We start from the raw sequence: 12,384 nt of genomic DNA on the forward strand, positions 1-12,384 counted from the left end.
GCCATTATGGCGACCTCCTGCGCCGCCTTTGGGGGCAGCAACGGCCGGGCGTGCGCCGTGTGCTGGTGCAGGCCGGGGCCGTGGTGCCGCCACCGCCGCCGGTGGGCCGCGCCGCGTTGCCGGCCGGGGCCAGCCAGCCGATGCCGGTCGACGCGCGCTATAGCTTCGACAATTTCATCGTCGGCAAGTCCAACGAGCTAGCCTACAACGCCGCGCTGGCCATGGCCGAGCCGGGGTCGCCGGGCTTCAATCCGCTGTTCCTCCACGGCACCACCGGTCTGGGCAAGACGCACCTGATGCATGCCATCGGCAATGCGTATCTCGCTCGCCAGCCGCAGGCCCGTGTCGCCTATCTGTCGGCCGAGAAGTTCATGGTGGAGTTCCTGGCCGCGCTGCGCGCCAAGGACACGATCAGCTTCAAGCAGCGGCTGCGCTCGGTCGACCTTTTGATGATCGACGATGTCCAGTTCATCGCCGGCAAGGATTCGACGCAGGAGGAATTCTTCCACACGATGAACGAGATCATCGGCGCCGGTAAACGCCTGGTGATCACCGCCGATCGCTCGCCACAGAATCTCGAAGGCATCCAGGAGCGCATCCTGTCGCGCATGGTCTGGGGCCTGGTGGCCGACATCAACCCCGCCGATTACGAGCTGCGCTACAATATCCTGCATTCCAAGGTGGCCGGCCTCGCGCGGCGGGTGTCCGTGCCAGATGACGTGATCGAGTTCCTGGCCCGCAAGATCACCACCAACGTGCGTGAGCTGGAAGGGGCTCTCAATCGCGTCACCGCCTTTGCGCTGCTGGTGGGCAAGCCGATCACGCTGGAGTTCACCCGCGAGACCCTGGCCGACATCCTGCGCGCCCAGGAAAAGAAGCTGACCATCGACGAAATCCAGCGCAAGGTCGCCGATTATTATGGCCTGAAGGTCGCTGATCTCCTGTCCGAACGCCGTGCGCGCGAAGTCGCCCGTCCACGCCAGATTGCCATGTATCTGGCCAAGAAGATGACGCCGCGTTCGTTGCCCGAGATCGGCCGCCGCTTTGGCAAGCGCGATCACACCACGGTGATGCACGCCGTGAAGAAGGTCGAGCAGCTGCGCGCCGAAGACCGCGAGATCGACAGCGACGTCGCCACTTTGGCGCGATTGCTGGACGGCTGAGCCTTCCCACCCCGCGCGCGAGCGCGTAACCCGGCAGGCGTGTCGCGCCTTGCCCGTTCTGGCCCCTTCTGGTTCGTCGTTTCCTGCTTCGCCTTCGCGTCGATGTGGGTGATGATCCGCTATGCGGCCGCCGTGCTGCACAGCTTCGAGATCGTCTTCTTCCGCAATTTCCTGGGCCTGCTGTTCCTGGCGCCGATGCTGCTCGGCACGCCCGGCCTGATCCAGCGTGCAAAGCTGCCGCTGCACCTGAGGCGCGCCACGTCGGGCTTCGTTGCCACCATGGGCACCTTCTATGCGGTGGCCAATGCGCCATTGGCTGATGTGCTGGCGATCAACTACACGGCGCCGCTGTTCGGCACGCTGGGCGCCGTACTGATGCTGGGCGAACGCATCCGCGCCCGGCGCATCGCCGCACTGGCTGTCGGCTTTGTCGGCATGCTGCTGGTGCTGCGGCCTGGCGCGGTGCCGATCACGCCGGGCATCATTGCCGCCATCATCTCGGCCATCACCACCGGCTATTCGATCGTTGCCATGCGCAGCCTGGTGGGGGTCGATGATGCGCGCGCCGTGGCGGCCTGGACCTTCATCCTGACGACGCTGCCCAGCCTTGCCGTCGCGCTGTTTGTCTGGGTCACGCCGCCCCTGTCGGTGTGGCCGCTGCTGGCCGGTATCGGCGCTGCAGCAGCGGTGGGACAGCTCACCCTCACCCGCGCCTTCTCGCTGTCGGAAGCCTCGGCGGTGCTGCCGCTGGACTTCGTGCGCTTTGGCCTGGTCACCGCCGCCGGCATCGGACTGTTTGATGAACGCTATGATGCTTTGACGCTGGCCGGTGGTGCCCTGATCCTCGGGTCCACCATCTATCTGGCGGTGCGCGAGGCGCAGTTGAAGCGCGGCGGCGACCCGGGATGAGCCACAGGGCTCACGCTTTGGAAAGGTTGCCGGCGCCGGTGGCGCTGCCCATAAGCGCTGCAAGAACCATTGAGGGAGGAAAGCCATGAAGCTTGAAGGTTGTTCGGCGGTGGTCACCGGCGGTGCGTCGGGCCTGGGGGCCGCCACTGCGCGCCTGCTGGCCAAGCATGGCGTCAAGATCGCCATCTTCGACATGAACGCCGAGAAGGGCGAGGCGATCGCCGCCGAGCTGGGCGGCGTGTTCTGCAACGTCAACGTGACCGATGAAGCCTCGGTGGACGCCGGCTTCGCCAAGGCCCGCGCCGCGATCGGGCAGGAGCGTATCCTGATCAACTGCGCCGGCACCGGCAACGCCATCAAGACCGCCAGCCGCTCGAAGGAAGACGGCAGCATCAAGCATTTCCCGCTGGATGCCTTTGACCGCATCATCCAGATCAACCTGGTTGGCACCTTCCGCTGCATCGCCAAGTCGGCCGCCGGCATGCTGACCTTGCCGCCGCTGGAAGACGGCGAGCGCGGCGCCATCGTCAACACCGCCAGCGTGGCGGCCGAAGATGGCCAGATTGGCCAGGCCGCCTATTCCGCCTCGAAGGGCGGCGTTGTCGGCATGACGCTCCCCATCGCCCGCGACCTGTCGGGCGAAGGTATCCGCGTCAACACCATCCTGCCCGGCATCTTCAACACCCCGCTGCTGCAGGGTGCACCGCAGCCGGTGAAGGATGCGCTGGGCGCCCAGGTGCCGTTCCCCAAGCGGCTCGGCAACCCCGAGGAATATGCCAGCCTCGCGGTCGAGATGTGCCGGAACAGCTATTTCAACGGCGAGGACGTGCGGCTGGACGGCGCCATCCGGATGGCGCCGCGGTAATCGCAGCCGGGCGCGCAAATAGCGGCGCTATTTGCCGACCCCGGCAAGATCGGCCGGCGAGCGAAAAGGGCGGCCCCCAACAGGCCGCCCTTTTTGACTCGTTCGACGGCGCGGCATTGCCGCGCCGGCCTCTACCCCGCCCCATTCATCAAACCGCAATCACCCCGGCACCACAGTTGCGCTCATGAAGAACGCCCTCCTCCTCGCTGCCCTGATCGCCGCGCCCGCGCTGGCGCAGACACCGCCCGCCACCATCGGCCAGCCCACGATCCCGGCGCCCTGGTGGATGAAGGACCCGGTGATCGCCTCAATGGGCCATGTCCGCACCGAGGTGCCGGCCAATCGTGCGCGATTTGCCGCCCGCTTCTCGGTTGTGGAGAAGACCGCGGCTGCGGCCACCACCGCGGCGACCGCAAAGGCGCGCGAGCTGGATGCGGCTCTGGCGGCGCTGGGCAAGGACCGTGTGCGGCTGACCACCAGCCTCGCCACGCGCCCGCTCTATGACCAGTATCGCCAGAAGGACGGTACCATTGTCGAGAACACCCGCGCCGACCAGATCGAAGCCTATGAGGTGACGGCGGTGCTGGCCATCGAGGTGCGCGACACCGATCTGCTGGAGCGCGCCTATCGACTGGCGGTGGCGGCGCGGCCATCGGCGATCGACACGCCCTCGTTCGGCCTTGAGCCGGGCAATGATCTGAAGACCTGGCTGTATGAAGCCGCCATCAAGGACGCGGCGCGCCGGGCACGGCTGGCCACGGCAGCGGCGGGCAGCCGCCTGGGCATGGCAAAGGTCATCGATCCCTCGGGTGGGGTGTGCGAGACACAGGTGCTGGCCGGCTGGCCCAGCTACAGCGGTGCCGTGCCGGCAGCGGATGTGGCGGTGCCGAGCGAAATGGCCCGTTCTGCCGATGCCCCCGCCGCGACGATGGCCGCGCCGGCCCCGCCGCCCCCGTCGCTCGAAAAACTGGCCGCCGATGTGCAGGTGACGCTGCAACCGCCGCTCTACCCGCTGGCCGGTCAGGCGTGCGTGATCTATGGCCTGCTGCCACCCGCCTGAAGCCGCCCGGTTGACGGCCACCTATCCGCGTAATAGCTTCGTCAACGGTTAGGGGAGGAGAAGCGCAATGGCCCACAAGTTCGAAATCTACAAGGACAAGGCTGGCGAATTTCGCGTGCGCTTCATGTACAACAGTGAGGTGATGTTCTCGACCCAGGGCTATTCATCCAAGTCCTCGGCCGTGAACGCCATCGAATCGATCAAGAAGAACGGCCCCGGCGCCCCGACCGTCGAGGCCGAAGGCTGAGCAACCGGAGCTTGGCCGAAGGCTGAGTAACAACAGCCTGATTGAGGGCAGGGGCGGCTCCGCAAGGCGCCGCCCTTCCTTTGTCCGCCGGCGCCGATAGGTGCCACCCTTTCCTTGTTCAGATGAGCGCGTCGATCGCTCTGGCCAGCTTCACATCGCGCACCGAAAGTCCGCCAGCGTCGTGCGTGGTCAGCGCGATGTCCACCCTGTTCCAGACGTTGAACCATTCCGGGTGATGGTCCTGCGCCTCGGCCAGCAATGCCACGCGGGCCATGAAGCCGAAGGCCTCGCTGAAATCCTTGAAGCGGAACGATCGCTTCAGATGTTCGCCGTCCACCTGCCAGTCCGGCAATTGGGCGGCCAGCACGGCGCGCGCCTCGTCATCCAGTTTCTCGACCATGGTGAGGCAACATCCTATGAAGGGCCATGCACTATGCCCCCAGCCTTGCCGACATCGAACGGCTCGCACAAGCCGCGGTCGAGCGCTTGCCCGACCTGTTCCGCCGCCACCTCGCCGACGTGATCCTGCGCGTGGAGGATTTCCCGGACCAAACGGTGATGGCGGCGATGGAGCTGGAGACCCCTTGGGACATACTGGGCCTATATTGGGGCCGCCATGTCGGGATGAAGGGCGATGTGCCAACGGGCGCGCTGCCCGACATGATCTTCCTCTATCGCCGACCGATCCTCGATGTCTGGACAGAGGGCGAGGACAGCCTGGAACAGCTTGTTACCCACGTGCTGGTGCACGAGGTGGGCCATCATTTCGGCCTGTCAGATGATGACATCGACCGGATCGAGGCGGCGGCGAACTAGCGGCTCCCTCAACGCCCCGTGTAACGCGGGGGACGCTTCTCGCGGTAGCTCGCGAAGGCCTCGCGGAAATCCTCGGTGTGCGTGGCCTTGTCCTGCTCGCGGTCGGCGGCGGCGAAGGCGGTGGTGTAATCCTCGTCCAGCGCCGTCCACACCTGCGCCTTCATCGCGGCGAGGCTGCGCGGCGCGCTGAAGGTGGCAATGGTGCGGGCATAGTCCAGCACGTGCGGCAGCAGCGCCTCGTCATCCAGCACGTCGTTCACCAACCCCAGCGCCTTGGCCTCCCGGCCATCGAAGCGGCGGGCGGTGTAGAGCAGGTCCAGCGCCTTTGCCTGTCCGATGTGGCGGGTCAGCAGCCAGGCCGCACCCTTCTCGCCGGGCACGCCGATGCGCGCGAAGGTGGCGTTGAACAGCGCCGAGGTGCTGGCAAAACGGATGTCGCAGTGCAGCGACAGGATGAAGCCCCAGCCAAAGGCTGGCCCGTTGATGGCGGCAATGGTGGGCTTGCGGCAGGTGATCAACACCGGCCAGCCACCGCTGTAATAGGGGGCGAGCGCCGGGCCGACATCGTCGCCCCACTGCGGCGCAACATCGGGATGGGTCTCCAGCCGGCCGCCGGCGCCGGTCCCGATGATCGACAGGTCAAGCCCGGCACAGAAGCTGCGGCCCGCGCCTGTCACCACGATCACCCGCGCCTCGGGGTCGGCCCCGGCCCGCGCCACGGCGGCAAAGAAGCCGCTCAGCATCTCGGGCGTCAGCGCGTTCAGCTTGTCCGGCCGGTTGAGGGTGATCGTCGCCACCCCATCGGCGAGGTTGTAGAGAACCGGCTCGGTCATGCGACGAGCCGCTGCAGCCGGCCGCGGATGATCTCCTCGGCCTCGCGCACCATCCCCTCGATGAGGTCCTTGCAGGTGGGGATATCGTGGATCAGGCCCACCACCTGGCCGCAGCTCCAGCCACCGGCATCCATCTGGCCGTCCTTCATGATCTTCGGGTAGACGCCGGCGACCTCCTCGATGATGTCCTCGAACTTGAGGTCGGCGCCCTTGGTGCGCTCCTTTTCCAGCAGGCGTTCGACAGCGGCATTGTTGAGCACCCGCTCGGTGTTCCGGAGCGGCCGCATGATGAGCCGCGTGTCGAGCTCGGTCGCCGCCACCAGCGCATCCTTCACATTCTGGTGCACCGGCGCCTCCACCGTGGCGATGAAGCGCGTGCCCATGTTGACGCCGTCGGCGCCCATGCACAGCGCCGCCGCCAGCTGCCGGCCGTTGGCGACACCGCCCGACGCGACGAAGGGAATCTCCAGCTCCTCGGCGGCGCGCGGCAGCAACACCCAGTTGCCCACGTCATCCTCGCCAGGGTGGCCGCCGCATTCGAAGCCGTCCACGCTCACCGCGTCGCAGCCGATGGCCTGGGCCTTCAGGCTGTGGCGCACGCTGGTGCATTTGTGGATCACCTTGATGCCATGCTCCTTCAACGCCGGCAGATATTTGGCCGGATTGTTGCCGGCGGTTTCCACCACCTTCACGCCGCCTTCGATGATCGCCTTGATCAGGCCGGGATAGTCGGGCGGAGTGACGGCGGGCAGGAAGGTGAGGTTCACGCCGAACGGCTTGTCGGTCATGGCGCGGCAGCGGGCAATTTCCGCGGCGAGCTTCTCGGCCGAGCCTTGCGTGAGGCCGGTGATGATGCCCAGCCCACCGGCATTGGACACCGCGGCCGCCATCTCGGCAAAACCGACATAATGCATGCCGCCCTGGATGATGGGATGCTCGATGCCGAACATTTCGGTGATGCGCGTCTTCATGGCCGGATCTCCCCAGATATGCCCGTGGATGAATTGTGCCCTTGGCTGGCATGTGCCGGTTCACGCTTCAATCCCGGCAAGTGACAGGTTAGGGGAGGGCCATGCAGCCCGGCACCACCATCTTCGAGCAGATGTCGGGCCTCGCCCGCGCCCATGATGCCATCAACCTCGGCCAGGGCTTTCCCGATTTCGGCTGGCCCGCGGCGGTGCTGGCCGCCGGCGCCCGGGCCATCACCAGCGGCGACAACCAGTATCCGCCGATGCGCGGCCTGCCCGAACTGCGCCGCGCCGTGGCCGCCTTCTATCGCCGCCGCCAGGGTCTCGATCTTGATCCCGACCAGGTGATCGTCACCTCGGGCGCCACCGAGGCGCTCGCCGCCAGCATCCTGAGCGTCGCCGGCCCGGGCGACGAGGTGATCCTGTTCGCGCCGGCCTATGATGCCTATGCCCCGCTGGTGCGGCGGGCCGGGGCACAGCCGGTGTTCGTTGATCTGGCGCCGCCCGACTGGCAGGCGGATGCGTCCGCCATCACGGCGGCCATCACGCCGGCCACCCGTGCCATCCTCCTGAACACGCCGCACAATCCCACCGGCGCCATGGCCGGGCCGGCGATGCTTGCGGCGATTGTCCAGTTGGCGCGCGCCCACGACCTCCTCATCATCAGCGACGAAGTGTGGGAAGAGGTGCTGACCGGGGCCGAGCCTCATGTCTCGCCGCTGGCGCTGGCGCCGGAGCGGACAATCAAGATCGGCTCGGCCGGCAAGTTGCTGGCGCTGACCGGCTGGAAGGTCGGCTGGGTGGTGGCAGAGGCCGGGTTGGCCGAGCGCGTGGCCCAGATGCACCAGTTTCTGACCTTCACCACGCCGCCGCCGCTGCAGCAGGCGGTGGCCGAAGGGCTGGCGCTGCCCGATGCCTGGTTCGCTGCCACGCAGGGTGATTTTCGCCGCGCCCGCGACCGGCTGGCGGCGGCGCTGGCCAGCGGGGGCTGGACGCTGTTGCCCAGCGTCGGCAGCTATTTCCTGATGGCCGATCTTGCCGCCTCCGGGATCGGCCTGTCTGACAGCGAGTTCTGCATGGCGGCGGTGGCGCGTGCCGGCGTCGCTGCGATTCCGCTCGGTGCCTTCCTGCCCGGCACCCCGGCCAGCGGCTTCATCCGCCTGTGCTTTGCCAAGCGCGATACCGTGCTTGATGCCGGGGCCAGCCGTCTCAATGCGGCGCGCCGGACCGATTGGGCGGCGATGCCCGGCCTGTAAGGGACAGCTTACAGACCGACGCCGGTAAACAAAGAATTAAACTTTTAACTCAATATCTTACGGCCATTCTTCAATTGGCACGCGGTTTGCATCCGGAATGAAGGAAACTGGATGTAACCGTTCCGCGTTGCGGATCAGATTGGAGCAAGATCATGGCGCTTAAGAAGTGGATCCTGGGTGCCGCTGCCGCTGCCTCGGTCCTGGCGGCCGTGCCGGCTGCCGCCGTCCAGGTGGTGTTTGCCGATATCGACCTCCTGAACGGCAACCGCAACTTCCTGTGGGCCCGCGGGGGCGGCGTGGTGAATTTCCAGACCACCAGCGCGCCGAACACGTTCGTTCCTGGCAGCTCGCTGGTCAGCTTCTCGCTGGTCGGTTCGCCTGTGCCGCTGTCTGTCACTGGCCGCTTCCTGCTGTCGGGCTCGACCACCGGCGATCCGGTTGGCAACAACACCGGGGCCTTCACGCAGCAGGTGGACAGCTTCACCTTCAGCATCACGGCCACCAACAGCTTCTGCTACGGCAGCCAGTGCTTCAACAATGGCGACACGCTGCTGTCGGGCAGCGTGCTGAACTCCAGGATCACCGGCACGCTGGGCACCACTGGTCCGGCCCAGTTCTCGGGCAGCACGGCCAGCGGCAGCACCATCACGATGTCGTCGCCGCTGGTGAACTTCGCACCGGGGTCGGATTTCTCCTTCCTGTTCGATTTGACCAACCTCGATCGCAACCTGGCGGGCAGCGCCACGGCGCCGCTGGCAACATACCGCTCGCAGATCTCGGGCAGTTTCCTGGCTGACGCCGCCCTGGCCTTCAACGTGCCGGAGCCGGGCACCTGGGCGCTGATGATCGTCGGCATGGGTCTGGTTGGCGTGGCGCGCCGCCGCCGCCGGCCAGTCGTTGCTGCCTGATCGCCGCACAGCGTCGCTGAAACAGGAAAGGGGCCGCCACCGCGGCCCCCTTTTTCCTTGCCGGCAGCCTCAGGCGGCGCGGCGGGCCGCCAGCACCGAGGCATAGCCGGCGAACAACTCGCTGAAATGGGCGTCGATGGTGCGCACCCGCGGTGCCGCGTCCACGGCGGCCGCGCGCATCGCCGGCAATTGCGGGATGGCCTCGGCAATCACCATCGCCAGGCTGGCGGCATCGAGACTGCGGAAAGCGAGGCCTAGCCCAGGCTCGAGCTGGTCATAGGCTGCACCTTCATCGGGCACGATGATCGGCAGGCCGCTGGCCCGGGCCTCGGCACAGGCGATACCGAAGGTTTCCGCCGGAGCGCCGTGCACCATCATGTCGGCGCTGGCGAGGATGCGGGCGAATTCGGCGCGATCCCTGACCGGCGCGATCAGCTGCACATGCGGATTCTCGCCCACCGCCCGCACCACCGAGGCGCGGGCATGACCGTCGCCCAGGATGATCAGCCCCAGCGGCCGGCCATAGCTGGCGGCCGTCACCCCGGCGATCACCATCGGCCATTGTTTTTCGGGGCTGTGCCGGCCGACCCCGATCAGCAAGGTGGCCGAGGCCGGCAGGCCGCATTGGGCCAACAGCCGTGCACGCAAATCCTCATCGCGCCGGGTGGGCGAGAACACGCCGGGATCGACCCCCAGCGCATTGTCGACGACATGCGTGAGGCCACCATCCCGCAGACGCTTCGACAGGCTGGGCGCAGCTGAGATGACCTGATCATAGCGTGCGTCGAGCCGGCGCAGATAGCGCCAGAACCAGTCGAAGCTGCGATCGATGGCGCGGCGCGGCAGGAAGCCGTCGAGATAGCGATAGACCCAGGCCGACAGCGGTTCGGCATGCATGAACAGAGCGCGTGGCGCCGTGCCCGGCCAGTCCGCCACCGCGGCCGCGCTGCCCCAGGGCGAGGAGCATTCGATGAAATCGGGCTGCTCTGCGGCCAGTGCATCCTGGATGATGCGGTCGCTGGCGAAATAGAAATAGTTGCGGTCAAGCGGGAAGCGCGGGCTCTTGATGCTGATCAGCCGCGACTTGCCGACGGTGCGGACATGATCCTCGGCGCCCGGCACCACCACGGTCAGGCGCACACCGTGCTGCTGCGCCACTTCCAGCTTGCGATGGGTATAGGTGCGGATGCCGCCGCCATCTGGCGAATAGAGCGCCGATATATCGACAAGATGCATGACGCGGGCCCTTTGCCGCCGGCAAGACCAGTGCGGGAGGCCGGCAACGCTGCCTCCATCATGCCAGCGGGCGTCGCGGTCAAGCGCGGATGTGCTGTCCCGGCCTTCTAGCCGCCCTCTTTCAGCGGTCCGAAGCTGAGCAGGCCACGGCGATAGTTCAGCCGGATGCTGATCGGCGTCAGACCCGGACCGGTCTGGAACGTCACGGCAGCGGCCTTTGGTTTGCCAAGGCCGAGCCGCGGATTGTTCGGGAAGCCGACCCCATCGCTCGACAGGCCGAACTTCAGGTTCGAATCGCGATCGTGCAACATGGACAATGTATAGGCGCCCGGCCCCGGTGTGCGGATGCACAGCTGCACGGGCCCCGACGGCGGCAGGCTGATCTCCACCCGCCGGAAGGTCTTGCCGGCATTGAGCAGGATATTGTCATCCTCGAGGAAGTCGGCCTCGTTGGCAGGATAGAGCTCGGCCCGCAGCAGTCCCTTGCGGTCCTTCAGGCCAACCGCGGTGATGATCACCGCCGGTCCGGTCTCGTTCGGCCGGCACTGGCCTTCCGCCTTGCCCAGGTTGGGATTGGATGCGAGCTGGGCATGGGCCGCCCCGGCCAGCAGCAGTGCCGGCCCGATTATCGCGCAATGCCTGATCATTTCCGACGCCACCCCGCCGCTTCGCCGCCCACCAGCAGCAACCCCAGCACGAGGTGCGTGACCAGCAACAGGCTGGCCATCATTGTCATCAGCGCGCCCACGGCCGCATCCTGGCCGATCATGAAAACCGCAAGTGCGGCAAACACCACGTCCTTGTTGGGCAGGAATGGCAGGCGCGACAGCAGCATGCGCATGGCAGACAGCAAGATCCAGATCTCCAATGGTTCAGTCGGCAGCGCCAGCGCCCAGCACCAGCCGGAGAGAACCAGCGAGCCGACCACGCGCAGCATCTGCACGAATGTCACATAGCGCAGATCAGCTGGCGGCAGGCTGAACAGCTTCTTGCGGAACAGCAGCACGCCGCTGGAGATCACCAGCATCAGCGCCACCGAGGCCACCACCGCCTGCGGATCGATGCCCAGCTTCAGCTGGCCGATCAGCGGATAGGCCAGCAGCATGAGCAGCAGCGTGACGACGTTGGCCGCCATGGCCGACAGGATCGCAACATCCTTCACGGCGCCGAACGGGGCGGCCACCATTGTCGTGCGCTGGCGCGCCCAGGTGTAAAAATAAAGATCCCCGACATAGCCGGTGATCAGCTCGTTGCCGATCAGCTTGCGCAGCAACGCGAAGAAGCCTGCCGCCGGGATCTGCCAGAGCCGCCGGAAGATGACATAGTCGCCAAGTGGCCCGGCCAGATAGGCCAGCGCGAACACCAGCCAGAAACCGGGCGAACTGGGCACAATCGCAGCCACCCGCCACAGATCGACCTTGGCCAGCTGCATCAGGGCGGCCGCCAGCACGGCCAGCGTGATGGCGCTGCCCAGCCACCAGCTCCAGCCGCGCTCGCTGCGCGGCAACGCGGGCAGGCTGTCGGGCGTCAATGCGGGCGGGCCAATCCCCCCAGGGGCGGCGCCGGCGTCACCTTGATACATGTCTGGCGCCAATCCTGTCATCCTTCGCGCGAGGCCTTGCCAACAGCAGCGCCAAGAAGCGATCGCAACTGCGATGCCGGCTGCGATACGGGGCCAATATGGCAATTTCGGGACACCCGGCAAGGCGGGCACCCGGGCAGGCCCCAGACAGGTAACCGCGCGGGCGGCCTGGCGCCACCGTCAATGGCATTGCGCAATGGCGGCCATCAGCTCGGCCTGGCGGGCGGGATGGCACACCAATATGTCGGGCGTCTTCGGGCGCGGCTGGTTGAAAGCCAGCGCTGCGCCATCCAGTCGGGTCACCGACAAGCCGGCCGCCAGCGCCACGGCGGCCGGCGCGGCGCTGTCCCATTCGTTCATATCACCCGCATGCACATAGGCATCGGCCTCGCCGAACAACACGGCGAGCGTCTTGGCCCCGGCGCTGCCCATCGGCAGCAGCTCGGCACCGATGCGGGTCGCCAGCCGGTGCATCAGCTCGGGCGCGCGGCTGCGGCTGATGGCGAGGCGCAGCGGGCTGGCTTCGGCCTTCAGCGGCGGT

General features: G+C 66.9%; 15 protein-coding genes. 8 read left to right on the forward strand and 7 right to left on the reverse strand.

The features are described from left to right. The 5 genes from dnaA to GJV64_RS05800 form a co-directional block, all read left to right on the forward strand. The coding region (dnaA, locus tag GJV64_RS05780; RefSeq protein WP_164156330.1) for a chromosomal replication initiator protein DnaA at nt 1–1,163 on the forward strand (1,163 nt) is incomplete at its 5' end. 39 nt (nt 1,164–1,202) lie between these two features. Further along, complete coding sequence (locus GJV64_RS05785) at nt 1,203–2,072, forward strand: DMT family transporter (RefSeq protein WP_164156331.1); 870 nt, start codon at nt 1,203–1,205, stop codon at nt 2,070–2,072. Nucleotides 2,073–2,157: 85 nt separating this feature from the next. Then, nucleotides 2,158–2,937 carry an SDR family NAD(P)-dependent oxidoreductase gene (locus GJV64_RS05790; protein WP_164156332.1) on the forward strand — a complete coding sequence of 260 codons (780 nt, stop codon included), beginning with the start codon at nt 2,158–2,160 and terminating at the stop codon, nt 2,935–2,937. 184 nt (nt 2,938–3,121) lie between these two features. Then, nucleotides 3,122–3,997 carry an SIMPL domain-containing protein gene (locus tag GJV64_RS05795; protein WP_164156333.1) on the forward strand — a complete coding sequence of 292 codons (876 nt, stop codon included), beginning with the start codon at nt 3,122–3,124 and terminating at the stop codon, nt 3,995–3,997. 67 nt (nt 3,998–4,064) lie between these two features. Next, nucleotides 4,065–4,244 carry a YegP family protein gene (locus GJV64_RS05800; RefSeq protein ID WP_164156334.1) on the forward strand — a complete coding sequence of 60 codons (180 nt, stop codon included), beginning with the start codon at nt 4,065–4,067 and terminating at the stop codon, nt 4,242–4,244. A gap of 118 nt (nt 4,245–4,362) precedes the next feature. On the opposite strand, the gene GJV64_RS05805 is transcribed toward GJV64_RS05800, so the two are convergent. Continuing rightward, nucleotides 4,363–4,644, reverse strand: coding sequence for a 4a-hydroxytetrahydrobiopterin dehydratase (locus GJV64_RS05805; protein ID WP_164156335.1), 282 nt, complete (start codon nt 4,642–4,644; stop codon nt 4,363–4,365). Between the two features lie 26 nt (nt 4,645–4,670). Here GJV64_RS05805 and GJV64_RS05810 point away from each other — a divergent pair, with 26 nt between their 5' ends. Then, entirely contained in the window at nt 4,671–5,060 is a 390-nt protein-coding gene (locus GJV64_RS05810; protein WP_164156336.1) for a metallopeptidase family protein, read from the forward strand. 8 nt (nt 5,061–5,068) lie between these two features. On the opposite strand, the gene GJV64_RS05815 is transcribed toward GJV64_RS05810, so the two are convergent. Together GJV64_RS05815 and GJV64_RS05820 are read right to left on the reverse strand one after the other, a co-directional pair. Beyond that, nucleotides 5,069–5,893, reverse strand: coding sequence for an enoyl-CoA hydratase-related protein (locus GJV64_RS05815; RefSeq protein WP_164156337.1), 825 nt, complete (start codon nt 5,891–5,893; stop codon nt 5,069–5,071). Next, complete coding sequence (locus tag GJV64_RS05820) at nt 5,890–6,864, reverse strand: NAD(P)H-dependent flavin oxidoreductase (protein ID WP_164156338.1); 975 nt, start codon at nt 6,862–6,864, stop codon at nt 5,890–5,892. Before GJV64_RS05820 ends, GJV64_RS05815 begins: the two co-directional genes overlap by 4 nt. A gap of 101 nt (nt 6,865–6,965) precedes the next feature. Here GJV64_RS05820 and GJV64_RS05825 point away from each other — a divergent pair, with 101 nt between their 5' ends. Together GJV64_RS05825 and GJV64_RS05830 are read left to right on the forward strand one after the other, a co-directional pair. Next, entirely contained in the window at nt 6,966–8,117 is a 1,152-nt protein-coding gene (locus tag GJV64_RS05825; RefSeq protein WP_164156339.1) for an aminotransferase class I/II-fold pyridoxal phosphate-dependent enzyme, read from the forward strand. A 152-nt stretch (nt 8,118–8,269) separates the two neighbouring features. Next, nucleotides 8,270–9,025: a PEPxxWA-CTERM sorting domain-containing protein gene (locus tag GJV64_RS05830; RefSeq protein ID WP_164156340.1), complete on the forward strand. Its 756-nt coding sequence runs from the start codon at nt 8,270–8,272 to the stop codon at nt 9,023–9,025. Nucleotides 9,026–9,094: 69 nt separating this feature from the next. On the opposite strand, the gene GJV64_RS05835 is transcribed toward GJV64_RS05830, so the two are convergent. From GJV64_RS05835 to GJV64_RS05850, 4 genes are all read right to left on the reverse strand, one after another. Continuing rightward, nucleotides 9,095–10,261, reverse strand: a complete 1,167-nt coding sequence (locus tag GJV64_RS05835) for a glycosyltransferase (RefSeq protein WP_164156341.1) — start codon at nt 10,259–10,261, stop codon at nt 9,095–9,097. Nucleotides 10,262–10,368: 107 nt separating this feature from the next. Next, nucleotides 10,369–10,908: a DUF2141 domain-containing protein gene (locus GJV64_RS05840; RefSeq protein WP_164156342.1), complete on the reverse strand. Its 540-nt coding sequence runs from the start codon at nt 10,906–10,908 to the stop codon at nt 10,369–10,371. Then, entirely contained in the window at nt 10,905–11,792 is an 888-nt protein-coding gene (locus GJV64_RS05845; protein ID WP_235927618.1) for a hypothetical protein, read from the reverse strand. Before GJV64_RS05845 ends, GJV64_RS05840 begins: the two co-directional genes overlap by 4 nt. Nucleotides 11,793–12,023: 231 nt before the next feature. Further along, nucleotides 12,024–12,384 (reverse strand): inositol monophosphatase family protein (locus GJV64_RS05850; protein WP_328799164.1); only part of this gene is annotated, 361 nt, incomplete at its 5' end.

The sequence above is a fragment of the Sandarakinorhabdus rubra genome (assembly GCF_010994245.1).
Lineage (GTDB): Bacteria > Pseudomonadota > Alphaproteobacteria > Sphingomonadales > Sphingomonadaceae > Sandarakinorhabdus > Sandarakinorhabdus rubra.

What these genes read in the sequence shown, in the direction of transcription:
- GJV64_RS05820 (WP_164156338.1), bottom strand. Translation starts at nt 6,864, where the DNA reads ATGAAGACGCGCATCACCGAAATGTTCGGCATCGAGCATCCCATCATC.
- GJV64_RS05795 (WP_164156333.1), top strand. Translation starts at nt 3,122, where the DNA reads ATGAAGAACGCCCTCCTCCTCGCTGCCCTGATCGCCGCGCCCGCGCTG.
- GJV64_RS05790 (WP_164156332.1), top strand. Translation starts at nt 2,158, where the DNA reads ATGAAGCTTGAAGGTTGTTCGGCGGTGGTCACCGGCGGTGCGTCGGGC.
- GJV64_RS05805 (WP_164156335.1), bottom strand. Translation starts at nt 4,644, where the DNA reads ATGGTCGAGAAACTGGATGACGAGGCGCGCGCCGTGCTGGCCGCCCAA.
- GJV64_RS05840 (WP_164156342.1), bottom strand. Translation starts at nt 10,908, where the DNA reads ATGATCAGGCATTGCGCGATAATCGGGCCGGCACTGCTGCTGGCCGGG.
- GJV64_RS05825 (WP_164156339.1), top strand. Translation starts at nt 6,966, where the DNA reads ATGCAGCCCGGCACCACCATCTTCGAGCAGATGTCGGGCCTCGCCCGC.
- GJV64_RS05810 (WP_164156336.1), top strand. Translation starts at nt 4,671, where the DNA reads ATGCACTATGCCCCCAGCCTTGCCGACATCGAACGGCTCGCACAAGCC.
- GJV64_RS05835 (WP_164156341.1), bottom strand. Translation starts at nt 10,261, where the DNA reads ATGCATCTTGTCGATATATCGGCGCTCTATTCGCCAGATGGCGGCGGC.
- GJV64_RS05830 (WP_164156340.1), top strand. Translation starts at nt 8,270, where the DNA reads ATGGCGCTTAAGAAGTGGATCCTGGGTGCCGCTGCCGCTGCCTCGGTC.
- GJV64_RS05815 (WP_164156337.1), bottom strand. Translation starts at nt 5,893, where the DNA reads ATGACCGAGCCGGTTCTCTACAACCTCGCCGATGGGGTGGCGACGATC.
- GJV64_RS05800 (WP_164156334.1), top strand. Translation starts at nt 4,065, where the DNA reads ATGGCCCACAAGTTCGAAATCTACAAGGACAAGGCTGGCGAATTTCGC.